Here is a 26,955-nt window from a genome sequence, read left to right as displayed (position 1 = left end):
TGCTGATTATAAATTGTAAAGAAGTTTTTTGATTGAGAGCTTCTTTATTTCCACCCTCAAGTGTTGTCCGCTCACCTGACGATAGAAATTTTAGTGAAATAATTTTCTCAAGAATTATGTAATTAGTATTATATTATAGTCTGACAGCATATTTTAATAATTACTTTTTCACATCATCATAAAAAGCTTAATCTATAGAACTGCCTTTCGTTCTCTTCTCTAGGAGACGCTTCACGAACGGAACGCTAGGCGATCGCGCACCCTTTCCTAAAGAACAATCGTAGAGTGTGCGTAATAATATTTCATTAAAAACCTCAGCGCAGTAATGTGCAATTTTTTCCTGTTAAAGCAGTTTATATTCAATACTCACTATGGAGTATTCTTGGGCATAACTAAGCAATTGCAAGCATTAGAGCTTATTGATGAAATTTTAGAGAAATTTTACTAATTATGACTAATAGGACTCATATTTAATTCCTGCAAAGCTAGGTACAACTCAAAAAGTTTACTTTCCGTTGCCTATTGCCTGTTTACGTACATAAATTAGAAATCAAACTACATTCGTATAGTAGTTTTAACAATTTAAGTCTTTAAAACTTGTTAGATAACATGGTTCACCCCCAAGAAGATGATATTTCGTTAGAAGCTAGTTCTCTTCCCCCTGTGCCAATTCAAGAAATCTCAGAGGATAGGGCATTAACAGAGACGGTACTTTTCCCGACTCCAAAACTGTTTGTAAAAATTCCTAAAGTAGAAATTCGCCAAAGTCTAAGGGCGTTAACTTATGAAAGTGTCTTTGCTACCATTTTCTACAGTATTATTGGCGGCGCGTTGCTCAGTAATTTTTTGCTAGAGTTAGGCGCTTGGTATCACTGGAGCAATGGGTATTACTGTCGCTGGCTTTTTAGCAACTCTGCCTGGTGCTGGCGGTTTGCTGTGGCTGTTTGTTCTCTCAGGCTTACTACGGATGACTGCACTTGTACCCTTGGTTTTTGTTCAAGAAAAACGCTCCATACCACTGGGTCAGCTAATGCGATTCCTATTTCCAATCAAGCAGTCAAGTGATTTGATTGAAGCAGAATAATACAGAAGAATCCAGAACTCAGGAATAAAACAGGTTTAATAAATGCCTTTGCAACTTAAGTTATGTAGTTCATTGATTTGAAATCGGCTGTAAATTTTCACAAATGATTTAGGACTTCTATATATAGGAGTCCGATTTGAGTTATGAACAAATCTAAGTATTTGTAGGGTGTGTTATGGCGTAGCCTAACGCACCTAAATCGTTAACTGATGCCGTACCCTCAGGCTAACGCACCCTACATTTCAGAAATCAAATATGAGTCCTATATCTACACTTCATAACAAATAAGATATGTAATTAAATTAATATAATTAATTGTATTAAGTAAGTTAGCAATAACAAATCAAACTGTTATGTAATATTAAGATTAAGTTTGCTCGTAGTAAGCGGCTTTAGCTTTTAAAATAAAGCTAAAGCCGCTTACTACAAAACTGTAATATCTTCAAAATCATTTTAAAGCTAGTAGTTTTTGGCTGAATTGTTGGAGTTGATATTGAACCCAATTACCTCCTTTAGCTATACATTGATAGCACAAATCACCATAGTCTTCGCCTTGGTCATTGCATACAATTAATCTGGCTTCATGTATCTGGAAATGTTCTTGGCAAATTAAACATATTTTGCTAATTTGTACTAGATTACATTCTATTTGAAGCTTCATTTTTTCTCCTTATTAAATACATTTAAATGAATGGAAGATATATTTTATTATTTATAACTTATTGAGGATTTACATCTATAAAAGGAAGTGGATATTTAGAAGTTTAAACCTAACCCTTTTCTATAACTCTGGAGAGATAAAAATAAATGTAGGTTGAGTTCCAATACTTGTCGGTTAAGGGGAAAAGGGAAATAAAAAACCTTTACCCTTTACCAGGGCTAAATTTCAATATACAGTGTATTTCAGGTAAATTAAATACACGGCTATGGATACAATATGTTGTGCCATTACGAGTATCTGTAAGTTACAAAGCTGCAATCTGCTGTATTTTAATCTATGTTAAAAACAAATGTTTCTACCTCAATTTTTCACCTGAAATAAGGTAAAAAATAGTAATTTTAAAAAAAGTTAATTCCTTAATGGTGATGTTTAGGTGAGCCATTGTAATCCCTTATCCTGTAATTTCTGCTCGACATACTGCATTTCTTCGAGAGATTCTCCAGTAGCGATCGCATAAATTTCAGTGTAAATTTTTCCGTATTTGACTTTCTCTAAAGCCGACAGGATAATCAAGTCTTTACGATCTAGTTCTGGTTTTAAGGTGACTAAAATTGAATCCAATGTTCCTTCCATACGGTAATCGCTGGAATATTTAGCTACTTCCTTTCCCAGCCCTAGCAAGGTATGACGCTGCAAACATAGAGGAGTCGATCCATTGACTCGGAAATTAGCATCGATCGCATATAACTGTCCGTCTCGATCTTCTAGCACATCGAAGCCGATGGTACCAAAATAACCCTGTTTGTGAGCATACCGACCAATGGCAGCAATCATCTCAAAAAACTTACTCATGTCAGTGTTGCGGTAGTCAATTAGTCCTCCTAAATAGTTGCCTTCTGGAGTAACGAGTTGTCTGGTAGTACCGATAAGGGTTATCTCTCCAGTCTTGTTGACATAAAACTGTACGCAGTAATTTTGCACTTCATTCTTGACAAATTCTGAGACAATAATCGTATCTAGCGACTTAATCTTGAGATATTTCCTAATTTCTTCAAAGCAGTAATTCAAATCGCTGGGGCTTTTTATAATATATGTGCCTTCTCCTGAAAGTCCGTGGGATGTTTTAATCAAGTAGGGGAATTCTGGTAACTCAATGTCTTCTAAACTATAGGCGTGCAGATTGTAAGTTTTGTATTTTGGACATTGCACTCCCAATTCACCTAAAGTTACTTTGCTGAGTAAGTGATAATGAGTGTCTGGTTCAATAGCGTGTTTTTCTGTTTTCAGGCGCTCGAAGGGAAATAGGGTGATGAGTTTGTTAAAGCGATCGCTTTGGCTGAGGTCATCCAAATAAGTCGAGCAATCCATCATTTCAATATTAGAATCCTTGAAATCCAAATGCTCTTTCCAATATTCAATTAGCGACTTTGATGGTGGAATAATTACAATTCCCGGTAGGCGATCGCCTAACACAGCCAAATTTTTCCAAGGTTCCTTCTGACAAATTTTGTCGAAGGAGGTTTTGCTGGCTTCACTACTGCCATCTTGAATAAAATATTTTTTCTGATTCGGATAAGCAGCCCAACTAGCAGTTGCAGGGTAATTTAAGATAAACCCATAAGATGCATCTGCGATATCTTCAGCAAACAGGTGAGAAAGAGAATTTCCTTGAAAGTATTGAAAGTTATATTTTGAATCCATTTAGTCCTCCGAAAAATCACATCCATAGGTGGATGCGGTTATTAATAGCAAAGCAAGTTTCCTAATTTGGGTAACTCCAATTTGAAAAAATCAAGCTACACATGCAAACTTGAAAACCCAAATGAAATGTTACTTTAGCAATTAATTAGCTTGCTTCTGGCTGGAGGTGAGTATTACAAATTGGCTTCAGTTATATTGTGAGTCGAAAAAATGTCATCGAGAAGAGAGCGATCGCTCATATCTCCAACAATCAACTTTACTTGCAAAACTTCTTCTACAAGTTCTCGATGTCCGTTAGACAGATTATCTAAAACAATTACTTCATAACCTGCGTTTTTTAGAGCTAATACAGCATGGGAACCAATATAGCCGGCTCCTCCTGTTACTAAAATCGTTGACATAATTGGGGACTAGAAACAATTTTGGATTTTAGATTGAAATCAAATCCAAAATCCAAAATTTTTTATACTAAGTAGGGAGACATCATTATTAGATGTAAAATACAAAAGTTTAAAACTCTTATAAAAACTGGCTTTTCCCTTCTGCCTGGTTGTTGAATCTCGACTTCGCTCGATTACCGCGTAGTCGAAACACTGCCTCCTGCCTTCTACTTAACCTCTTTCTTCTAAATAACGAGAAATTGCACTGTCAAGATGTGGCATTAATTCACCGCGATCGCTACCAAGAACGCTGTAAGCTGGACGAGTGGCAATTAAGCCAAGTTCTTGGGTAGGCAAAGAAATTAAACCTCTGACACTCACACCTGCTTTTTTCGCTGCCAATCGGGCTAAGTCAGCCCAAGCAACAGCACTTTTGTTAGCCAAATGCCACAAACCGTTCTCGCCATCAATCAATAAATCAAGGCTGGCATGGACCAGATCGGGTACATAAGTAGGCGAAACGATCGCATCTTCGGCGGCGACAAAAGTATTTCCAGCACTCAGTTCGCGTAGGGCGATGGTGACAAAGTTATAATCATCCCACGGCCCGAAAAACGCGCTGGTGCGAATCACTAGCGATGCAGGATTAGCCCGCAATACCAGTTTTTCGGCTAAAACTTTGCTACATCCATATACATTGAGGGGCGCAACTGTATCAGTTTCCACATAAGGATTAGACTCAGCACCATCGAATACCAAATCCGAAGAAAAAGTTAGCAGTCCCACGTTATGTTGAGCGCAAGCAGTAGCTAAAATCGCTGGCCCTTCAGCGTTCACCTTTAAACAAATATCGGGTTCGCGTTCTGCATCGTCTACCCGCACGTATCCCGCAGCGTTCACAACCGCCCACGGTTGCAACTCGGCAAGTACTTTATTGACGGAAGCCGAATCGGCAATGTCCATATGTTGGCGTGTCAGCAAGCGATAGGGAATTCCTCGTACTTCACACAACCGAGCAAAAGCCTTGCCTAAAGTTCCCGTGGCTCCAACAATTGCCAGGGGACGAGGAGGAGCGGAGAGTATAGATTTAGATTCCCCTCTGCTCCTCTGCCCCTCTGCTCCTCTGCCCCTATCGCAACTAACCGCTGGGTATAATAGGCGCTCTTGCCGATGCCACCATCCTGGTATGTCAAGTAGTGGATGATTGGGTTTATGCCCAGTGGCGAAATCTCGCACCATCTTGGCGATCGCTGTTTGTCTGGGACGTGGAGAGCGCAAATCGAACACGCCTGGTTCGTAATATCCTACGGAGCGAGTGACTAAACTATTCCAATCGTAGCTGCCGAGAAGTGACCAAGCAGTTACAGCACGAATGTCTGCGCCCTCGTCTCGTAATTCTTGCGCTGCATTCCAAACTTCATTGAACCAACGTAGCTGCTCCTCGCGGGTGCAACTCAGATGAACTTCAGTGACAGCAATGGGTAGTTGATAGCGTTCCCATGTCTCTTTGAGCAATGCCCGCGGCCCTGCCAAACCCTCAGCGCAAACTCGTACTGCTTCTACATCTGCATACTTGTCCCGACCATTACCACCATGCGTCCAAGTGGGATAATTTTCTAGGTTTTCATCTAAAAAGCGATCGCTTGTCAGATAATGGTTAACACCGATAATGTCAGGTGGGCAAGGATTTTGTAAAAAGAATTCAAATTCAGCTTCATTAATGCCGCACTTTAGCAAGTACCCCCAGATGAAATGAGTTGAGTTGACTCGACCGCATAATAAATCAAAACTTAACCAGCGGCGCTCGTTTTCAAATTCTGCTTGATAAGCCAGCTTTGGTGTACTGTAAATCTTAGCTAAATCTTCTGTTTGTACTAGCAACGCGTTAGGGTTGACTTCGCGGATTGCTTGCATGGAAAGAGCGATCGCTTTACACTCCCCTAACAAAGCACGGACGAAAGTCAAATCGTCCCTACCGTGAGGATACCAGTGACCGTACATCCCACTGAATCGTGCTGTAGTCAGTGGCTCATTTATCGGTGTGTAGTGTGTTATCCAAGGATATCGTTTTGCAACCGCACGAGCAAACACCGCTAGTTTCTCAGGAAATTCTGGGTCTACCAAGCTAGTATCACGCGGCCCGCTACCATGATGCACTAATCCCACAATCGGACGAATACCAAGTTCGCGCAAGCGTTCCAGCCGTTCATCTACCCACGACCAATCAGCATTCTCCAAACCATCCGGCGCTATCCTCTCCCAAAGGACTGGATAACGGATGGCGTGTATGCCGAGTTGTGCAAATAGATCTAGGTCATCTAAACGCTTTGCATGACCATTACGTTCCAACTGGTCAAAATACTCTTCACCCACACGATTAACCGTACACTCTACACCAGCCCACACTTCTAGAGGAAGTTTTGATTCAGGAGTGTTGAGCATCGAGTTGAAAGCAGAAGTCATAATTTACAACTCAAGCTGATATTTTCTTGATCTAGAAAGGTAGAGTTTTGTAGTGGCGTGGCAAGCCTTAGATGTTGCAATAAGTTTTCTTGTAGTGTGGGCATCTTGCCCGCACTGGACGAGCGAGATGCCCATCCCACAAGAGTTTTCTAATGCACAATTTAAGGCTTGCCACGCTAGTATTGTGTGTTACGCCGAAGCTAACGCACCATCCCAGATTTGCGGTGCGTTACGGACATGAGTCCCAACGCACCCTACTGAATTCTGAATTCTGAATTCTCTTTTTAAGCCTTAACCCCAATTTGTTTGTACACAGACAATGCCTGAGCAACACATTGATCCATGTTGTAGTACTTGTAGGTTGCTAGTCGTCCCACAAAATATACTCCTGGTGTTGTATCAGATAACGCCTTATACTGCTTGTACATTTCGTTATTTTCCGGACGCGGTACGGGATAATAAGGGTCTCCCTCAGCTTTCGGAAACTCGTAAACAATACTAGTCTTAGAGTGTTCCTGACCAGTTAAGTATTTAAACTCTGTCACACGAGTATAAAGATGTTCGTTGGGATAATTAATTACTGGCGCTTGTTGAAACACGCTGGTATTGTGTGTCTCATGTTTGAAATCGAGGGAACGATATGGTAATTTCCCGTAACGATAATCAAAGAATTCGTCAAAAGGCCCGCTATAAACCATCTCGCGGCAAGGTATGACTTTTTGAATTTCTTGATAATCGGTATTCAGCATTACCTTGATGTTCGGATGATTAAGCATATTCTCGAACATCCGGGTAAAGCCGTGCAATGGCATTGCCTGGTAAGTATCAGTAAAATAGCGATCGTCACGATTGGTGCGCGTAGGTATTCTAGCAATTACCGATCTATCAAGTTCCGATGGGTCAAGTCCCCATTGCTTGCGCGTGTAATTTCTAAAAAACTTTTCATACAGTACTCGACCAACTTTACTTATTACCACATCCTCACTAGTGCGGATGTTTTCTACTGGTTCGGCAAGGGATTTGTAAAACTCTTCCACCTCAAATGAATTGAGGTTCATACCATACAGCTTGTTAATGGTGTCGAGGTTGATGGGAATAGGAACGAGCTGTCCGTCTACACTGGCAAGAACGCGATGTTCGTAAGACCGCCACTTAGTAAAGCGCGAGAGGTATTCAAAGACTTCGCGGGAGTTGGTGTGAAAGATGTGGGGGCCGTATTTATGTACGAGAACGCCATGTTCGTCATAATGGTCGTAGGCATTGCCGCCTATATGGTTGCGCTTGTCTACAACCAGCACTTTTTTACCAGACTGAGTGGCCAAACGTTCGGCAATCACACTACCAGAGAAACCTGCACCGACGACTAAATAATCGAAGACATAATCTCTGGTAATGATATTTGGCGCTTGTTTACCAACCGCACCTTTGGAGTTAACTTTGTCTTCACTATCGCGGGCTGCAATGGCAGAGTCAATCAACTTCATCATTGATGCCCAAGTACGATCCCAAGAAATTTTTTCTAAAAAGGTATCTACTCGACTCAACCATTCTGAGGTTGGGGTGTCTTCTTGCATTGCCTGTTCGGCAGCGGCAACAAATTCAGAAACTGTATCTGCAATTCGCACCAGCTTGGACTCACCATAAGGACGCACGACATCGCGAATTGAAGTAGATACTACGGGTCTTCCTGCGGCAAGATATTCTGGAGTTTTGGTCGGGCTAATAAAGCGTGTTGAATCATTACGCGCAAACGGCAACATCGCCAAATCCCAGCCTGCTAAATAGGCGGGTAGCTGTTTATAGTCTCTGCCACCGAGATAATGAATATTTTCATGCTGTGGTAGAGTTGCTGGATCGATTTTGACAACTGGCCCAATAATTACTAAATGCCAGTCGGGACGAGCTTCGGCAATCCCAGCAAGCAGTTCGATATCCATCCGTTCATCAATTACGCCAAAGAATCCCAGGCGAGGATGGGGAATATGAGCTTGATCTTCTGGTTCTTGAAGATTTCTGGCCTGACCAAAGTGGGCGACATCTACGCTGCTAGGAAAGGCATAAACGTTGGGATGTTGGTTAACTTTACTTTCGTAAAGGCTTTGCCCTCCTGTAAATACTAAGTCTGCACGACGGAATAGTTCGGCTTCGTAATTTTTTAAGGTAGGTGATGCGCCTTTGAATGCAGATAACTCATCCATGCAATCGTACACCACAGTTTGCGGTTGCAAGTGGCGGGTAAAAGCGATCGCCATTGGTGTGTAATACCAACAAATGTACTTGTTGATATTATGCTCTGTGAAGAAACTATCAATTAGTAGTTGTAAATCTGCGTTGATTGTTTCTTCGCTTAAACCTTGTGGTAGATGTGGCACAACCACAACTACTCCACTAGCATCTTCGTTGATGTCCAACCTTTTCAAGGGTTCTTCGGAGAATATTGGCTCCTCAATAAAGAAGACTCGCTTTCCTTGAGCGCAACGGCTAAGTAGATGTTGTGGCCTTTGATAAACGAAATTCCAACGTAAATGAGATAAGCAAACTATATCAGGGGTATCTTTAAAGCTTTCTGTGGATTTAACTTTTTTATGAGACGAAGTTAAATTCAGCACTGATACACTTGATGATTCCATTTCGTCTAGCTGCGATCGCTTTGTTTTACGCTGTTTTGGCGCAATAATATTGCTGGTACCGTTGTTTTTGACTTTAGCTTTTTCACTTGCCATAGATTCTCTCGTTAATTAAATTATTAATTCTGACTAGCCAATCGCTAATACTTTTCTTTTCAAAGCAGGGTAAAATTCACTTCCAGATGAAGAGCTTGCAACATATTTTTTGGCGTCTTTTTATATCAAATCGTTAAAATCAATACTTTGTTGCAACTGCATTAACAGTAAAATACTGTTTTATTTATTACTTTATCATCTATCCAAATAAATATAAAATTACTTTTTTATTTAAGTCCTGAGTACTAGATTTTTATCAGTATCTAAATGAAATCAACAACAAAGTATTAAGTTGTGTAACAAAAACTTTGATTTTTAGCTAAAAATTATATAAGTATATTTCCTTTTTGTCTGTTCGTTTTCGTACATAAAAAAATTTAAATAATTAATAGTAGTCTTGAATTTAATAAATCAATCTAGTGATATGCCTTAAGTAGGTTAAAAAGCTTTTGATAATGCATAAAATACTTCTATCGCATTAATAAACCTCAAGCGATCGCTTCTGAAAAGCCTGTGGCATAGCTACGCTTCGGGCGCAGCATCTCGTAGAGAAGGGCAACAGGGTTCTAGAAGATTAAGTGAGTTTTTTTCACGCAATCAAATATGAGTCCTATATTATGTTGGTTTTTGTTATTAATAATGATTAGCAAATTAGCTATGAAAACTTTTATGTTTATGTATTTTTTCTCTAAAATATCTATTTATTTTTTAAGCTAAATTGTGATTTCAAGTGAAAAACTTAAAGTTAAACTTAAAACTATTGGCAGAGAATACATTCAAACTAGTGACAGAAAATCGATTTTTTCTATGAGTTACAACATTAGTATTACTGTTTCAAATTAATAAAGTGCAATCCCTAATTTAATTATAAATATTGCACTTAGACAGTTAAAAAGCTAGAGTCAATCTATTTTTAGATGTTAAGAAAATAGATTCAGCTACTACTTGTAGATATCTCACACTTCACAGGGTAAAAAAGATGGAAAACATCAACCAGGGAAAAATGATAGAGCGTTACATTGCTTTAGCGATTGGAATCATTTATTTAGCTTTAGGTTTAGCTGGATTTGTACCAGCTTTGGTTTCATTGCCAGGAACGAGCCAATCTTTTGTTCCACTTGATGAATCTGTTGGCGCTTATTCTGCGGGCTTTGGTTATATGTTTGGTGCAATTCCCACCAACTTTTTGCATAACCTTGTACGCTGCGCCGTCGGATTATTAGGAATCACTTTTTACAACAATACTAGCGCTGCACGCTTATTCAATCGTGGTTTTACAATTGCTTATGCGTTGCTAGCCATCATTGGATTGTTGCCATTGGGTAAGACATTTTTTGGCTTAATGCCATTATTTCGCGCCAATGTTTTGCTTAACGCATTAGCAGCGATCGCTGCTGGCTACTATAGTATTGTCATACCAGCAAAAGTCAGCGGTGTTAATGTATCGCAAAATCTTTAATATCAGATGTTCTGGGGCGTCCAGGTAGGGCCTTTGCAAATTGGCCCTTCTGGTGTCCAAATAAGCCTGTCTAAGCAGATTTGCCGCATCTCCATATTTTCTGTCCAAGCATGGTAGACAAGATACTCAGTGTGACCATCAGGCCCAAGAACAATAGAATTATGTCCCGGCCCTCTAACAAAATTCGGAACAGACTTTAGCACCCGCGGCCCGTTTTCGTTTCCTGCATCGGAGTAAGGCCCCATCACGTTGTCAGCAAGGCCATAATCGACACCGTAGTTCTCAGTTTCCCAGCGTCCACCACTATAAAAGCAGTAATATTTACCTCCATGCTTGCGAACACAGGGGCCTTCTAAAGTATGCCAGTCATAGATTTTACCATACATCAAGCGGTTGGCTAAAAACCTTTGCCAATCAGACCGCGCCCGCAAAACGACTTTCCCCTCACCAGCAAGCTGAGTCATGGTTTGGAGTTTGTCTACAACTAATGCGGTGCCAGCACGGACTCCATCGGGTGTATCGAGAAAGTCAACGGCGTAAAACAAATACCACTGTCCATCATCATCACAAAATGGGTGGGGATCGATGGCAAAAGGACAGGAATTTGGATCTACAAGTGGTTCGCCAACATCTTGATAAGGGCCTAACGGCGTATCGCTTGTAGCCACACGTAACTGATGATTCTTGTCCTCGTGTCCTACAGAGTAGTAGAGATAAAATTTTCCATCACAGTAAGCAACTTCCGGTGCCCAAAAATTATCACCAAGGGCGGGGTCTGGCCGCAATAGTGCGTTACCAACAAAATCCCAATTCACAAAGTCGAAAGAGCGTAACAGAGGGAAGACGCATTTGTTATTGGAGTTAATATTTGCTGCGTCTGCTATTGCATCTACCATTCCTTGTGCTTCTGCTGCACCAGTTCCGATCGCATAATATACTCCCTGGTACTGCCAAGCAAAAGGATCGGCAAAATAACCTTTGTAGACCGGATTAGTATATGTTTGCATTTGAATTCCGTAAATATTGCGATCGCCAGAGTTGAAGCTAATAAGTTATATAGCGTAGACTTTTATCAAATTAAGCAGACCAGCTTAAAATTCTTACTTCAATTTTAAGCTGGAGAGATTCACCCTAAGTATTAAGTTAAATTGTGGCAAATTTCAGAAAAACTAAGCCTTGGAATCGCAAAAATGAACATTTATCTTGATTAAATTCAAGAATCTTTTTAACGAGATTCCGTTCCTTGATTAGGAAGACCTGGCGTGGTTATAGTACCGCCAGGAGCTTCAGGTTCAGCACCTTGACGAACGTCTGTACCTGATTCTTGACCAGTCATCCGATATCTTTCATCAAGAGGAGTATCACCCTCTTCTGTAGTTGGTACAGTTGTTTGGGTTCCAGGGTTATCTTGAGGATCGTATTTACCTTCTTCTTTGCGATTATCTTCAGGAATTTCTGACGGCATAAAAAATTTCTCCCTTATTTAATAGGTTGTTGTAATAATAAAATGATACCTTTTAGTTGTTGAGAGATTTCCTACCCTCAGATAGAATTCCCGGTATAACTTTTTTAAGAAAAACTTTTGAATAAAAAATATTTATAACTTATAGCAATCCGTACAGGAGTTACAAAATTACTCATGAAGGTAGGGAATAGGCAACAGTCAAGAACAACGTACAAATGTACTTTAGCTTTCACAAATCAAATAGGATTGCTATAGCTTAATATAGGACTCATATTTGATTTTTGAAAAAACTCACTATACCTAAGAAAGCCTTCTTTCCTGTTCCCTGTTCCCTACTCCTAATACTTGAAATTTACGTAAGTTTCAACTTTTTCTTTAGGCAACTCTTCAGCTACCTGACACCGCAGCATTTGTTTTATCTCCATTCGTAGGCTCTCATAGTAGTCTCGTTGGAGAGTCAATTCTACTTTTGGTGTGTGTAACCAATGCATAGCATAGCCCATCACAACCATTGGTCTTGGTTGATTCGTGCGATTTGGGGAACCTCTGTGCAAAGCTAAAGGCGATCGCACCATCACGTCACCAGGCTGCATATAAAAAGATTCCATCGGAATTTCACCACTGGCAACCTTCTTTAATCCCTCTTCCCGCAGTAATACATGGGTACCGCGTGCCATTTGGAACGGCCCGTTTTCTGCGGTTACTTCCACTAGTGGGAAATTAACTGCTAAAGCGTAGAGAGGCGTTACTATCTGGTCGCTAAATAACGGACGAAAATCGCGATGGATTTCCTGATAATCCGAACCCTGGAATGGGACATCAACTCCCAACTGAACCATGACGTATTCTTGATAGAAAACACGCTCTAAAAGACCCATAATCACTGGGTTCGCAAAAACCAATTCATTAGCAAATGGAGAAACCCAAGGTAATGTCAGATAATAGCGGGCAACTTCACGAGGAGCTAAACCACCTGGTTGATTTTGACGCTCTCTAAATAACTTTTCAAAAGCTTCTGCCCACTCTTCAATTAATTTTTGCTCAAAAAGACTGGGAATGATACAAATTCCGTCTTGATTTAGTTGTTGAGCTAATCGGTCTAGGTCGGTAGCCGAATATTTCGCTATACCGCCTATACTTTGAACCATCTTTGTTATCCTCTTTAACTTATAACTAGAGGCGTATTAATATCAGACCTCTAGGAGATTTTTTTATTGCTCGTCGATGGTAGCGCACTATTTTCCAAATGAGTGGCTTATACTAATTCTCCGTAACAAATAATTAAAATTATTTATGGTAGTTAAACCATAGTTTTTGACATAAACTGAGCCTAGAATACAGACAAAAACCTACCTTCAAGCCTATTGCCTATTGCCCCTTAAATTCCAGGCAATGCAACACTATCGCCTGGCCTTGAAGGCCATCTGACAGTCAGAATTGTACAGTCGGACTCAGCAACCCACCAATGGGGTACGCCTGCACACCAAAGAACATAATCACCTTCACGACTTAATAAAATTTCTCTATCTTCAAATTGCAAGCGAAATTCCCCGTCAATGAGAATTGAAAGCGTAGCAGCTTGGTTATTGACTGCCCAATCAGTTCTGCTTTCACCTGCTTTATGAACAGCCCATTTTACTTCTAACATTTCTGTGGAACGCGGATCGTCTTCAGGGGTGATAAAGTGACCGATGAACCATCCCCAACGATTTGCCCCTTCAACGGCTGCGTTTCCATAAACAACTTTAGGCTGCATTGCTTAACTCCAAAGAAGGAACCAAAATTCGTCCGTTGTAACCAGCTTGGTTGTATTGTTCGAGGACATGGGTTGCAATTCTTGTGGCTTCACCAGCCGCAACCAAAGCCACACAAGCACCGCCAAAACCAGCACCTGTGAGTCTTGCACCAAACACTCCGGGAGTTTTTTGCAATAGTTCTACTAGGGTATCTAGTGCAGGTACTGATACTTCGTAATCGTCTCTCAAACTAGCGTGGGATGCGTTCATCAACTCGCCAAAGCGTTGAGAAGATACACCTTGCAATACTTCCAAGACGCGGTTATTTTCTGTAATCACATGACGGGCACGCCGCCGTAGAGGTTCGGGTAGTTTTTCTGTTACTTTAGGATCAGTAATATCTCGCAGTGCTTTAACTCCTAGCGATCGCGCCGCCTCTTCACACTCCGCACGCCGCTGGTTATATCCACTACTTGCCAGGGTGCGGGGTACGCCGCTATCAATCACCAAAACCTCGGTGTTGTCAGGCAAAAGCATGACACGGCGTTCTAAAGTACGAGTATCTAAAAACAAAATATGCTCAGTATCCGCCAAGCTAGAAGCCATCTGATCCATAATGCCGCACTGCACCCCAGCATAATGAATTTCTGCTTGCTGGGCTAATTGGGCGATTTCAACATCATCAATGGGAAGGTCTAGAAGTTGGCGCACCGCCCGTAGGGTTGCCACTTCCAAAGCTGCGCTGCTAGACAAGCCGGAACCCATAGGAACCGAGGATTGGACGTATACACAAAGCGATGGTATTGTGTATCCTGCTTTTTGCAAAACCTCAAGACAGCCAAAAATATAACTGGCAAATCCAGACGGTGTATGATTAATATCTAAAATTGTGACTTGCTCGTTGAGGTTTTCCGAGTAAAAGTGATGTTGATGCTCACTACTAAAACCCAGCTGTACCGTCGTAGATTGGGGAATCGCAGTTGGCAGAACGAAACCATCGTTGTAATCTGTATGTTCGCCTAGTAAATTTACTCTTCCTGGTGCGGTAGCTTGAGTTTGGGCTGGTTTATCGAATATTTGTTGAAAATCCATAATTTTTAATTGTACAAAGGTACAGGGCGTAACCTTCCTTCTACTTCAACATTAGGAAAATTTGCATCAAAAGTCAGATTTTCCAACTTGCCATCCTTGAGAATCGCAAAAGTATCTTCCACCTTTGCCCCTGGTAAACTGGGATTCCAAGCAAGAGCAATGCCTTCTGTCAAAGTATCGGTAGTAGTTGGATTTGCAACGATTTCTCGTGCTAAATATCCAGTGGTTCCTCCTTGGTGATGTTCGCGGATGGCATTAGGAAATCCATGCTGCTCGTAAGTCTGAGCTAGGGCGTGATAAACTTTGTCGAGAGTGGTTCCGGGTTGACACAAATTCAAAACTACTGCTTCTACTTCACGAACATGGCGATGCAATTCGGCTTGTTCGCCTGAAAGCTGACTAAAACAAACAAATCGAGTCAGATTTGCATACAAACCGTAACCTCTAGCACAAAACACCAACATCGCTTGTCGTCCAATCTGTTCACCGGTAGCTGTAGCATGACGGTATAGTGGTAAACGCCTTTCACCTGCTACCAGTGTCAGCGCTGGATGTAAGCCTTTCGCCCATAACGCCTCTGCACCTGCACCCGCTAATTGATATTCTGTCCAAGTTGGCTTGGCGGCTTTGAGTACCTCTGTCATTGCAAAGCTGGCTTTTTGCCCGACTTGGCGATATCGCTCTAGTTCACTTGACATCATTACCCGTTTATGAGTTTGTAGAGTTGGGGGTAATGGCTTTTCTAAATTGCAGATGGGGCGATCGCTAATTGTTTTTCCACCGCCAGTTACATCACGAACGAAAGACTCACGCGCAGCAGCACCATCAGCCCAAGGGTTGACGTACACCTTAAAATTAGCAGGCAGTTCTTCATCTATAAGACGTTGGGCTTCAATTTCATCCGTTAATACCCAAGCATCTTCAGTAGTTACTAATACTTCTGCCACACCAGTTTCAGCAGCAAGCAGCACGGTGTTAGAAGCGCCAGCCGTCGCCCAAGCAAACCAGTCTGTCCCCCGCAAGCGCACCCCTTGGGCTTCGTTTTCCCGCAATGTTTCCCTGATTAACTCCAACTTCCTAGAGACTTCTTCATTCATAGGAAAAACTATAGATAGATACAGATAATTATCAAGTTAATCTACGTCTGTCTGCGTCTGTCTGAGGTTGCTATTCAAAATAGTGGAGTAGCGATCGCAATTACCTGCTAATTGGTATAACTTGATTGTAGGTAACAAAAAATCAAACATTCCCAACATTTATTTCCATTTTTGCCCTGATTTCGGTTCGACCTCCCGTTCGCCCAAACTTACGAAAGGAACACTTGAAAGGCTTTTCATCATGGACAAAGTATTAGAACAAACATTTTCAGTGATACTGCGTGCGGGACGAACCGACGATGCACTTCCCTGTGGCACAATTCTGTATCAAGGATTCCGTGCCATTGCCGAACAGCATGGCTTAGCACCCGACTTTCCTTCTGCGGAGTTTGGAGCAGCTATGTTGACCGAAATTTTAGCAGACCCAGCAGTTTATTCGGTGGTGGCGGAGGCATCTGATGGGCGCGTCATCGGCAGCAACTTTTTGTGGGAAGGCGACACTATCGCCGGAGTCGGCCCCACTACGGTAGACCCAGCTGCACAAAATCGCTCGGTTGGTCGTCGCCTGATGGAAGATGTTTTACAGCGGGCACGCGAAAAACGGTACGCTGGTGTGCGACTCGTTCAAGCGGCCCATAACAGCCGCTCGCTTTCCCTGTATACAAAACTCGGCTTCGATGTGCGCGAACCATTGGCGAATTTTGAAGGAAAGCCGCTCAGCTTAACGATACCCGGCCGTAGCGTTCGTCTGATGACTGAGGCCGACCTTGCTGTGTGTAATCAACTCTGCGATCGCATTCATGGTCATGACAGGGCCGGCGAACTAAAGGCAGCTATCGGGCGAGGCACAGCAATGCTTGTCGAGTGTGATGGGCGCGTATCGGGCTATACCAGCGAAATTGGCTTCTTCGGTCACGCTGTCGCCGAGAACAATGAAGACTTAAAGGCCCTGATTGCCGCGGCTCCAGCATCCGCTGAGTTAGGCTTCTATGTTCCGATGCGTAACGCTGACTTGTTCCGTTGGTGTTTGAACCATGGCCTGCGTGTCACCCAGACCGCAACGTTAATGAGCCTCGGCCTGTATAACGAACCAGCAGGGGCTTTTCTACCATCTGTGCTGTATTAATAGCAGCATCAACCGCGCGGCAAAATGTCAAATAATTATTATTTTGACTGGATTGGCAGGGGATTTATACCTATGCCAATAGCATTTCCCTAGACCTCTTGCATAAATAATTTTTTATATCAGGCAGAGGCGCAGAGAAGAGAACGCAAAGAAGGACTTTTGCAAGAGGTCTCCTATTGAATTTTTCTCGCTGACTTATTTAGTGCATTATTACTCAATGCAGTTGATACAAATTAACTTCATATCGACTAACTACTCTAGGCGAAGCCGACATGGAAGTAAGGTAATTCTTAAGAATGATGTAGCCGTTAGCTAATGTTTGGAATTATGAAAGTACGCAAGCTACAAAAAAATGGAAAAAGCCGATGAAATCTCAAGAGACTGAAAATACAAAAACAGAGAATAAACCTGAGAATTTCAATGTTCAAACAACCAGCAAATCTGAGCCTATAACTCAGGTACAAAGGAATAATGTAATCACCAATCAAGATTTACCCAATCCACTAGTTCGCTATGGATTTCCCCTGCTTATATTGGCTACTTTCTTATTTGTTGTCGCCATTTACTACGGAATTATTAACCCCTGAGTAATTAACCTAATTTTGAGTTTAATTTTTTGTTAAAAAATTCTGATTATGCCATATGTTTACAAAAATTTAAGCTCATCATCATGGAAATTGTGCTAAGTGTTGAGGGTTTGGGAGTGTCTTGAAGGCTACAAGTTCATTTAACATAAATATCCTCCGTTAGTTAGATGGAAGTAGTACTAATTAATTAGTTTATTACTGTAATAGAAATGAATTGCATCATACCCCTAAAAATGTAAGTGCAAGAATTACAGCAGATTGCAAGGGAAGTAAATTACACAACTATTTGTCTGGTAGCCAGGTATAAAACCTGTTTTATTCACCGAAGTTTCCATCGCCAGAAGTCGGCGCTCGAACTTCTCTTTGAACTCACCAATTCTCAACGGCAGTTACTACCTGTGGCTTCCCGAAAGGAGTACAAGTTAGGGAACCTGCCCAACGCAGTGCTTCCTTTTGAATTCTGCTGTAAGGATGTTTTTCCCTAAATATTCATCAGCTTTTGCTATTAGATTGACCTCGAATTTAAGGCTGAAAGGGTGCTGATTCAATTGCAAAAAGTTACTGGCTCACTATAACTAGTAACTTGGATTAGCGTTTTATGGAGATGTAATTAAATTGCATGGCCACAAAGTATCCTAAATTTAACCAGGATCTCGCACAAGACCCGACTACGCGTCGGATCTGGTACGCGATCGCTACGGGAAATGATTTTGAAAGCCATGATGGCATGACCGAAGAAAATCTATACCAAAAGATTTTCGCTACTCATTTCGGTCACGTAGCAATCATTTTTCTGTGGGCATCTAGTCTATTGTTCCACGTAGCGTGGCAAGGTAACTTTGAACAGTGGATTAAAGATCCGCTGCATATCCGCCCCATCGCCCACGCGATTTGGGACCCCCACTTTGGTAAACCCGCAGTAGAAGCTTTTACCCAAGGGGGCGCTACCAATCCTGTTAACATTGCTTACTCTGGTGTTTACCACTGGTGGTACACCATTGGGATGCGGACGAACAATGACCTCTACCAAGGTTCAGTCTTCCTCCTATTGTTAGCTGCATTTTTCTTGTTCGCTGGTTGGCTACACTTGCAACCCAAGTATCGTCCCAGCTTGGCTTGGTTCAAGAGTGCTGAACCTCGTTTGAATCACCACCTAGCAGGTTTGTTTGGTGTTAGTTCTCTGGCTTGGACAGGACACCTAGTTCACGTTGCTATCCCCGAATCTCGCGGCGTTCATGTTGGTTGGAATAATTTTCTAACTACCTTGCCGCACCCAGCAGGTTTAGCACCTTTCTGGAGAGGTGATTGGGGTGTATACGCCCAGAATCCTGATACACCAGGGCATGTGTTTGGTACATCCCAAGGTGCAGGAACGGCAATTCTGACTTTTTTGGGTGGTTTTCATCCCCAAACAGAGTCACTATGGCTGACTGATATCGCTCATCACCATTTGGCGATCGCAGTCATCTTTATCGTTGCCGGTCACATGTACCGCACCAACTTCGGAATTGGTCACAGCATCAAAGAAATGCTCAACGCCAGAAATTTCTTTGGCATCACAACTGAAGGCCAGTTCAACTTACCCCACCAAGGGTTGTACGACACCTATAACAACTCGCTGCACTTCCAGTTATCCATACACTTGGCAGCACTGGGAACTATTACGTCGTTGGTAGCACAGCACATGTACTCGCTGCCTCCTTATGCCTTCATAGCTAAGGACTACACAACACAGGCGGCATTGTACACTCATCACCAGTACATCGCTGGGTTCTTGATGATTGGTGCCTTCGCCCATGCGGGTATTTTCTGGGTACGAGACTACGACCCAGAGCAAAACAAAGGTAACGTTCTTGACCGGGTACTCAAGCACAAAGAAGCGATTATCTCTCACCTAAGTTGGGTGTCGCTATTCTTGGGCTTCCACACCCTTGGGTTATACGTCCACAATGATGTTGTGGTTGCCTTTGGCACTCCTGAAAAGCAAATTTTGATTGAGCCAGTTTTTGCTCAATTCATCCAATCTGCTCACGGGAAATTGCTGTATGGCATGGATACTTTATTATCTAACCCAGATAGCATTGCCTATACAGCTTGGCCCAACTACGGTAACGTCTGGTTACCAAATTGGGTAGATGCGATTAACGCCGGTACTAACTCCTTGTTCCTGACCATTGGCCCTGGTGATTTCCTGGTTCACCACGCGATCGCTTTAGGCCTGCACACCACCACCTTAATTTGTGTCAAAGGTGCCTTGGATGCCCGCGGTACCAAATTGATGCCTGATAAAAAGGACTTCGGCTTCACTTTCCCTTGTGATGGCCCTGGTCGAGGTGGTACTTGCCAAACTTCCTCTTGGGAACAGTCTTTCTATCTTGCTATGTTCTGGATGTTAAATCTCCTTGGCTGGGTAACTTTTTACTGGCACTGGAAGCATCTAGGTGTTTGGCAAGGTAACGTCGCTCAATTTAATGAGAACTCCACATACCTCATGGGTTGGTTCCGTGATTACCTCTGGGCTAACTCCGCTCAGTTAATTAACGGTTACAATCCCTACGGCACAAATAATTTATCTGTCTGGGCTTGGATGTTCCTCTTTGGACATCTGGTTTGGGCAACTGGTTTCATGTTCCTCATTAGCTGGCGTGGCTACTGGCAAGAGTTAATTGAAACTCTAGTCTGGGCACACGAACGTACTCCACTGGCTAATTTAGTTCATTGGAAAGATAAGCCAGTTGCTTTGTCCATTGTCCAAGGTTGGTTAGTAGGTCTAGCTCACTTCACAGTGGGCTACGTCCTTACTTACGCAGCATTCCTTATAGCTTCAACAGCCGGGAAATTTGGTTGAAATCTATAAAAATCTTCTGACCTTAGCCATCATCCCCCTCTTACCGTTAGGTTATGGGGGGATTTCTATATATAGGAGGATATAGGAGGCAATAGGCAACAACAAAAAGAAGTTGCCCAATAATCGGACTTCTTGCCGCTAATTTGATATCATGTCCGGTTGAATACTTATAATTAGGACGGCAGGGGGCTGGGGGAAAGAGGGTTTCCCGGTTTTTGCACAGATGTGGTAAACATTTAAATCCTCTAATTTTGGATTCCCCTATTGCCTATTGCCTATTGCCTCTTAAATTATGCCGAAATCGGCTCTTCAATATTCACCTTCACAGCTTGTAATTCCTTGGCTTTTTCCTCCGGTAAAGCATCATTGGCAAACATCCCTGCTGCGAGTTCGGTTCCCGCCAGATATTTCAGCCTTTCGCTTGTGCGATATGGTGGGTAAAACTGGGCATGTAAATGCGCTTCTGGATGGGGTAAACCGTCCGTTGGCGCACCAAACCAAGCCATCAAGTAAGGAAATGGGCGATTCCACAAGCCGTCATACTTAAGAGTGACAGTTTTTAATGCTTTAGCAAGTCCCCAACGTTGTTGTGGGGTCAGATCCATAAAAGTACTAACTGGCTCTTTTGTTGCAATCCAGACTTCATAGGGGTAACGAGCGCATACTGGGACAAAGGCGATCGCATACTCATCTTGATATATAATTCGCTGGTTAGCTACAATCTCTTTAAGAATCAAGTCTTGCAGTAAACCCCGCCGATGTTCTTGATAATACTCCTGCTGCATTGAGAGCATTCGCGCTGGAACCGGCGGTATAAAAGGATAGGCATAAATTTGTCCGTGGGGATGGTGCAATGTTACACCTACCTCTACACCTTTGTTTTCAAAGGGCAGGACGTACTGGATTTGGGGATTTTGTCCGAGTTCGCGGGTGCGATCGCCCCATACTTCTAACAGCAAATCCAGATGATCCAACTCTAAGGAACTTAAGGAGGCGCGGGCATCTTGCGTAAAAACTACTACCTCACATGCTCCATTCGCTGGTAACGTTTCCACGATGGTATCGGGTGGATTGTTCGCTGTGGAAACCATTGAGGGAAAGCGGTTATCGAACACTGCCACATCGTACTTACCTTGGGGTAGTTCCGTTGGGAACTCCGGGTTGGTGGTAGGTGCGAGGGGGTTGTATTCTGGGGGCGGCATGAATGTCCGCCCTTGACGGTGACTGGCATAAGCTACCCATTCCCCCCGTAGGGGATGCCAGCGCAGGTGGGGATTAGCTTGCACTGGCTCGTTACTAGGGCTAGGGGCTTCTAACTGACCACTTATTGGGTAGCGACTGTATAACTTGAGTTTGCGTCCGTCGGGCTTTAACAGCTTGTGGGAGTACATAATCCTTGTCCTGAGAGAGTTGCAGCGCGGATTGCCTCAATGGGAAATTTCGGCGTGCGATCGCCGTACAATAAACCGTTAGCTTCTTGGAAGGTATCAGTCAATTGTGTGTAACAGAATCCGCTAAATAGCTCAATGTCATTAACTGTTTTGAGCAAAGCAGCGTATTTCATTTCTAATTCGGAGATATTCGAGCAGTTTTCATATCCCCAAGCTCGGTCTGCATTAGGTCGATCGAGAGGTGCATAAGCGATACCACCAAACTCGGTTAACATCACTGGTTGTCCTTGATGGGGATAGTTATCGAGGGTGAGAATGCGTCCCCCAGGACGGCTACGCTCAAATAGATCGGATACTTGAATATCTGGTCTGTAGCGATGGGCTAACCGTTCCGGGTGGCGTTCGTAGTCGTGAATAGCAAGGATGTCCGTATCCGTACTTTCCCAACCATCGTTACCAATTACCGGGCGAGTCGGATCGAGAGTCTTGGTCAGATGATACATTGCCAATACGTAGTTACGATGAGCCGCCGTCTCCACTAAATTTGGCACTCCCCAGGATTCATTAAATGGCACCCACGCCACAATACATGGATGGCTGACATCTCGCTTAATAATTTCCGTCCACTCACGCGTCATGCGTTCCACAGCTTTCGGCGTGAAACGGTAAGCACTGGGCATCTCCTCCCATACTAACAACCCTAAAACGTCTGCCCAATATAAAAAGCGGGAGTCTTCAATTTTTTGGTGTTTGCGGACACCGTTAAAACCCATAGCTTTTGTGAGTTCTACATCACGTCGCAATGCTTCGTCACTGGGTGGTGTCATTAAGGTATCAGGCCAATAACCTTGGTCGAGAACTAGCCGTAGATAGTAGGGACGACCGTTGAGCATAAAGCGATCGCGCTGAATGCTGACAGTCCGCATTGCTGTATAAGATTGCACTTCATCTAAAAGACGATCTTTATCCCATAGCTGAATTTGGGCATCTATGAGCGTCGGCTTTTCTGGACTCCACAGTAATTCATTACGACAGTCGTCAATACCCGGATCGCCCAGAACAATGCGGCGGGTAATTTCTCCATTGAATACTTCATAGGTATCGCTTGCTAACACCCGATCGCCAGTGCTGAGTTTTACTTTAATTTGGACGCCGTAACTAGGTAAATTCCCAGCCAGCCCAGCTTCAAACCCAATTTCCCACCGTTCGCAGTCGGGAATCCAACGAAGGTTACCGATATAAGTTTCACCTACACGTTCTAGCCAGACTGTTTGCCAAATACCAGTGGTGCGAGGATACCAAATACTATGCGGTTGCAACTGCCAATCCTGTTTCCCACGAGGTTTGGCCAGGTCGTGGGGGTCGTCTTGCGCCCAAACTGTTACCTTTGTTGTCCCACTGTCATTTAAGGCATGGGTAATATCGAAGGAGAAAGAAGTGTGTCCGCCTTCATGCTCAGCTATATATTTATCGTTTATCCACACACGAGCGCGATAGTCTACAGCGCCAAAATGTAATAGTAATCTCCCATCCCCTGGTGGCGTTTCAAATTCTCGCTCGTACCAGCAATTTGCATGAAAACCGTTATCGCCAATCCCACTTTTGGTAGATTCGGGCGCAAAGGGAACTTGTATATGATGAGACCACTGGCTAAGATCGCCTGGTTGGATACATTTTCCTTGGTCATCAAATGCGAATTTCCACAGCCCATTTAAAGTTTGCCAGTGCGATCGCTTTAACAACGGTCGCGGGTGTGTTGCTACTAAGTCAACAAAATTACTATCAGTTTTAGAGGCTAATTTAACCTCAGGATTCTCCAAATCTAAAAATTTCATCAAATTTCCTCCTATATCTATAACTCAATCAACCCCTGCTATAGATTAAATCCAGACCCAAATATTGGATTCCCAGATAAAGCAAGGGTTTTTATCCCATCGATGAAGGATCGGATTGAGCTAGTAGTATTGTATTTTTGTGTAGCCAAAGTGATACCTTCCGCACTTAGGTGTTGAAGTATAACAATAAGTTTATATACGCCTAGCTCGTGACATTATGGCATATACCTTACCAATCTTTGCCAGGTTATCTAAAAAAAAGCATTAAATTTAGGTCGCTAATAACTATCATAAATCTGCCGCAGGAGAAAGTACCTGTCAATGAAAATTTTATTTATATAATAAATTGTTTAAGCAGTTTTTTGGAAAATCATTTATTTAGTCAAGAAATATTAGCAAACAAAAGAAAAATAGCTAAAATTAGGTTATATAAGAAGATAACCTCAGCATTCGTTAAATATTGCTAGATGAATGGTATTTTTGTTTGCAAAGGTAGTTGTAAAGTCATTAGTTGAGTTGTCATTAAAAACTTTAGAGGTATAGTAAGGGACTGGGGATTGGGTGAAAACTCTTTTTGTGTCTAAGTTTTATCATCTGTTGATGTCCTAACAAGCTTGGCTGTTGCTCTAAATGTCAGATTAGGTAGCATTCTGAGTGCGTAATAACAGAGGTACTGCATATCGACGGGATGAATTAAGATTTTTGACGAAGGCTAAAGGTAGATTCTTTGCGCCTTTGCGCCTTTGCGTGAGGTAAAAATCATCCCTAGATTCAGCAATGCCCGATATTAAAACCCCACGACTGATACCGTTTCTTTGTGAACAGGACTTACGCAATAAGTCTCTGAAACTCTTATTCACCGGAGTTCTGATGCCTGCCGCGGGCTGCGCCAACGGAGGAAACCTCCGCTCAGACTTCTGTTTGTGTTCTCTGCGTTATCTGTGGTAGCCTGCGGCAAGCCGCTGACGCTCCTTCTAGTGCGTCCGCTGCGCGAACGTCGCTACCGCTTCGCTAATGCGTCTACGATTTTCCGTTACCTGTGCGTAAGTCCTGGCGAAGCTGCGCCAAATCTCTTAATTTCTTATTTCTTGGCGTACTTGGCGGTTCGTTCTTTATTACTTGGACTATAAGCGCATCTTCATACAGAAATGGTATGAAGTTGTGGGGTAAAAATTACGAATTATTATTGTGGCTTGCGCGATTTAGGCTTTGCCTTTCTAGTCCTTACTTTAGCAATCTTAGACCGCTGAGGGTAACTAAAACTGTGGAACCTTCATGGCCAATGACGCCGATGGGTAAATTAATATTTCCCAGAAAGTTTCCTACTAAAAGCAAGACAATAAAACCCAATGCTATGACTATATTTTGTTTGACTATGCGTTGCGATCGCCTACCCAAATGTATCGCCACAGCAATTTTTTCTAACCTGTCTGCCATCAAAACTATATCTGCGGTTTCCAATGCTACATCACTACCCGCGCCTCCCATTGCTATACCCACAGATGCTTGCGCTAAAGCTGGTGCATCATTAATGCCATCGCCTACCATTGCCACAGTTTGATACTTTTGTTGTAAACGACGAATCACATTCAGCTTATCTTCTGGCAAAAGTTGAGCATACACGCGCTCAATTCCTACCGCTTTGGCCACACTATTGGCAGTTTCCTGATTATCCCCGGTTAACATGACAATTTGTTCAACTCCCAGCTTCTTTAATCGATTAATAGTCGCTGCTGCTTGCACTCTGACTTCATCTGCAATGGCAATGATACCCATCACCTCTGCCCCTCTGCTCCTCTGCCCCTCTGCTCCCTCTCCTTCCCCTGCTACCCAAACCACTGTTTTACCTTCTTGCTCCAAATATTGAGCTATTCGTCGCAATTCTTCGGGCAAATTTGTGACATACTGTTGCACAAATGCAGCATTGCCAACCATCACCTGTTGTTCTTTGACAATTCCTACAATTCCCTGTCCAGGTATGGCTTGTACTTCGATTGCACCAACCCAATTCAAATCAGCAGCGGCTTGTACAATTGCCTTACCAATGGGGTGTTCAGAAGATGATTCCACACTGGCGGCAGCTTTTAAGACATCCTTTTGTGTGTATTTACTACTTGCAATGACTTGGAATACCTGCACTTGTCCTGTTGTGAGGGTACCAGTTTTATCAAATGCGATCGCCCGAACTTTACCTATCTTCTCTAACTGTGCGCCATTCTTAAATAAAATCCCTTGTCTTGCACCGTTGGCAATTCCGGAAAGCAGGGTGGGCATAATTGCAGCCATTAACGCGCAGGGAGAAGCTACCACTAAGAAGGTGAGGGCGCGATAAATGGTAGTTTCCCAATCCCAGCCCCAGAGAAATGGCGGTAAAGTTGCCAGTAATATCCCGGCTACTACAATGACTTTGGCATATGCTTTTTCAAAGCGATCGATAAATTCTTGCGAAGGAGGCGCTTGTGTCTTTGCTTGTTCCACCAAACGAATCACCCGCTGAATCAAGCTACTTTGGGCTGGTTTGTGGACTTGAATCTGCAATGCACCATAGCCGTTGAGTGTACCGGCAAAAACTTCTGCACCGACTGTTTTCTCTACAGGTAAAGACTCGCCTGTAATTGCGGCTTGATTGAGGGTACTATAACCAGACACGATAATTCCATCTGTGGGAATTAACTCTCCGGGTTTAACGACAATTTCATCACCAACTTTTAGCTGACTGATAGAAACTTCCTCTTCCCTTCCCTGAAGCAAAATCCTTGCGGTGTCTGGTGTCAAACTCATCAAACTCTGAATACTCCGTTCAGTTCGCTGCATGGCATAGCCTTCGAGTGCGCCACTGATGGCAAAAATGAGAATCAAAATTGCCCCATCAATAATTAAATGATATTCTCTTCGCCATAAGCCCAAACTAGCAGCACCAATGGCGGCGACAATCATCAGCAAATCGACATCGAGTTCTTTTTCTTTGAAAAGGGTAGTCAGTCCCTCCCGCGCACTTTCGTAACCACCAATAATGTAAGCAGCAGGTAGCAGCAGTAGCGCTAATTCCAAAGCACCGAGATGTAGGGCGAACCATCCGAGAAATAAGAGCAAGCCACAAAGGAGGGCTGCTAAGATATCTGCGTGTTCTCTGGTGAATTGGGTAAAACGCTGTGGGTAAAGCATGAGAGGTGAATTAAGAGGGACTTTCTCAGGCTAAACCTTGACATTAATGTTAATGTCAAGGCTTATAATGATTTTGAAACGCAAAGGAACGCAAAGTTAATGCGGAGGGTTTTTCAAAAGCTGGATGTGGGTAAAGACGACA

The 26,955-nt window shown here is 42.9% G+C and carries 18 protein-coding genes and 1 pseudogene; 5 read left to right on the top strand and 14 right to left on the bottom strand.

All coding sequences use genetic code 11. The features are described from left to right. Positions 1–880 precede the first annotated feature (880 nt). A complete protein-coding gene (locus H6H03_RS25590; RefSeq protein WP_190957869.1) occupies positions 881–1,084 on the top strand; it encodes a hypothetical protein in 204 nt (67 codons plus the stop codon). Positions 1,085–1,532: 448 nt separating this feature from the next. Here H6H03_RS25590 and H6H03_RS25585 read toward each other — a convergent pair whose 3' ends face one another. The 5 genes and pseudogenes from H6H03_RS25585 to glf form a co-directional block, all read right to left on the bottom strand. Next, positions 1,533–1,745 (bottom strand): hypothetical protein, encoded by a 213-nt coding sequence (locus tag H6H03_RS25585; RefSeq protein ID WP_190957868.1) that lies wholly within the window; start codon positions 1,743–1,745, stop codon positions 1,533–1,535. A gap of 429 nt (positions 1,746–2,174) precedes the next feature. Beyond that, a complete protein-coding gene (locus tag H6H03_RS25580) occupies positions 2,175–3,446 on the bottom strand; it encodes an ATP-grasp domain-containing protein (RefSeq protein WP_190957867.1) in 1,272 nt (423 codons plus the stop codon). Positions 3,447–3,637: 191 nt separating this feature from the next. Continuing rightward, positions 3,638–3,847 (bottom strand): annotated as a pseudogene (locus H6H03_RS25575) (SDR family NAD(P)-dependent oxidoreductase); the annotation flags it as partial. Positions 3,848–4,057: 210 nt separating this feature from the next. Continuing rightward, positions 4,058–6,289 (bottom strand): family 1 glycosylhydrolase, encoded by a 2,232-nt coding sequence (locus H6H03_RS25570; RefSeq protein ID WP_190957866.1) that lies wholly within the window; start codon positions 6,287–6,289, stop codon positions 4,058–4,060. Positions 6,290–6,573: 284 nt separating this feature from the next. Continuing rightward, complete coding sequence (gene glf / locus H6H03_RS25565; RefSeq protein WP_190957865.1) at positions 6,574–9,012, bottom strand: UDP-galactopyranose mutase; 2,439 nt, start codon at positions 9,010–9,012, stop codon at positions 6,574–6,576. Between the two features lie 979 nt (positions 9,013–9,991). On the opposite strand from glf, the gene H6H03_RS25560 reads away from it, so the two are divergent. After that, a complete protein-coding gene (locus H6H03_RS25560; protein ID WP_190957864.1) occupies positions 9,992–10,471 on the top strand; it encodes a DUF4383 domain-containing protein in 480 nt (159 codons plus the stop codon). A 2-nt stretch (positions 10,472–10,473) separates the two neighbouring features. Here H6H03_RS25560 and H6H03_RS25555 read toward each other — a convergent pair whose 3' ends face one another. The 6 genes from H6H03_RS25555 to H6H03_RS25530 all read right to left on the bottom strand — a co-directional run bounded on the left by H6H03_RS25555 (position 10,474) and on the right by H6H03_RS25530 (position 15,861). Continuing rightward, positions 10,474–11,478, bottom strand: coding sequence for a glycoside hydrolase family 43 protein (locus H6H03_RS25555; RefSeq protein WP_190957863.1), 1,005 nt, complete (start codon positions 11,476–11,478; stop codon positions 10,474–10,476). A gap of 218 nt (positions 11,479–11,696) precedes the next feature. Beyond that, positions 11,697–11,936, bottom strand: coding sequence for a hypothetical protein (locus tag H6H03_RS25550; RefSeq protein ID WP_190957862.1), 240 nt, complete (start codon positions 11,934–11,936; stop codon positions 11,697–11,699). A gap of 338 nt (positions 11,937–12,274) precedes the next feature. Then, positions 12,275–13,084, bottom strand: coding sequence for a phytanoyl-CoA dioxygenase family protein (locus H6H03_RS25545; protein ID WP_190957861.1), 810 nt, complete (start codon positions 13,082–13,084; stop codon positions 12,275–12,277). Positions 13,085–13,314: 230 nt separating this feature from the next. Next, the gene (locus H6H03_RS25540; protein WP_190957860.1) at positions 13,315–13,692 is read right to left on the bottom strand and encodes a cupin domain-containing protein; all 378 of its coding nucleotides are present in this window, start codon (positions 13,690–13,692) and stop codon (positions 13,315–13,317) included. Further along, positions 13,682–14,764: a galactokinase gene (galK, locus tag H6H03_RS25535; protein WP_190957859.1), complete on the bottom strand. Its 1,083-nt coding sequence runs from the start codon at positions 14,762–14,764 to the stop codon at positions 13,682–13,684. The genes H6H03_RS25540 and galK overlap by 11 nt, the downstream gene beginning before the upstream one ends. Before the next feature lie 5 nt (positions 14,765–14,769). Next, the gene (locus H6H03_RS25530) at positions 14,770–15,861 is read right to left on the bottom strand and encodes a M24 family metallopeptidase (RefSeq protein WP_190957858.1); all 1,092 of its coding nucleotides are present in this window, start codon (positions 15,859–15,861) and stop codon (positions 14,770–14,772) included. Positions 15,862–15,982: 121 nt separating this feature from the next. Here H6H03_RS25530 and H6H03_RS25525 point away from each other — a divergent pair, with 121 nt between their 5' ends. The 3 genes from H6H03_RS25525 to psaB all read left to right on the top strand — a co-directional run bounded on the left by H6H03_RS25525 (position 15,983) and on the right by psaB (position 20,422). Next, entirely contained in the window at positions 15,983–16,987 is a 1,005-nt protein-coding gene (locus tag H6H03_RS25525) for a GNAT family N-acetyltransferase (RefSeq protein WP_242057885.1), read from the top strand. 365 nt (positions 16,988–17,352) lie between these two features. After that, entirely contained in the window at positions 17,353–17,574 is a 222-nt protein-coding gene (locus H6H03_RS25520) for a hypothetical protein (RefSeq protein WP_190957857.1), read from the top strand. A 619-nt stretch (positions 17,575–18,193) separates the two neighbouring features. Further along, complete coding sequence (gene psaB, locus H6H03_RS25515) at positions 18,194–20,422, top strand: photosystem I core protein PsaB (protein ID WP_190957856.1); 2,229 nt, start codon at positions 18,194–18,196, stop codon at positions 20,420–20,422. 290 nt (positions 20,423–20,712) lie between these two features. Here psaB and galT read toward each other — a convergent pair whose 3' ends face one another. The 3 genes from galT to H6H03_RS25500 form a co-directional block, all read right to left on the bottom strand. Beyond that, positions 20,713–21,813 carry a galactose-1-phosphate uridylyltransferase gene (gene galT, locus H6H03_RS25510; protein ID WP_190957855.1) on the bottom strand — a complete coding sequence of 367 codons (1,101 nt, stop codon included), beginning with the start codon at positions 21,811–21,813 and terminating at the stop codon, positions 20,713–20,715. Continuing rightward, the gene (locus H6H03_RS25505; RefSeq protein WP_190957854.1) at positions 21,792–23,648 is read right to left on the bottom strand and encodes a glycoside hydrolase family 2 protein; all 1,857 of its coding nucleotides are present in this window, start codon (positions 23,646–23,648) and stop codon (positions 21,792–21,794) included. Before H6H03_RS25505 ends, galT begins: the two co-directional genes overlap by 22 nt. Positions 23,649–24,872: 1,224 nt before the next feature. Next, positions 24,873–26,813 (bottom strand): heavy metal translocating P-type ATPase, encoded by a 1,941-nt coding sequence (locus H6H03_RS25500; RefSeq protein WP_190957853.1) that lies wholly within the window; start codon positions 26,811–26,813, stop codon positions 24,873–24,875. Between the last annotated feature and the right edge of the window lie 142 nt (positions 26,814–26,955).

This window comes from Nostoc paludosum FACHB-159 (genome assembly GCF_014698835.1).
GTDB classification, from domain to species: Bacteria; Cyanobacteriota; Cyanobacteriia; order Cyanobacteriales; family Nostocaceae; genus Nostoc; species Nostoc paludosum.
This window is presented reverse-complemented; position numbering and strand designations above follow the sequence as displayed.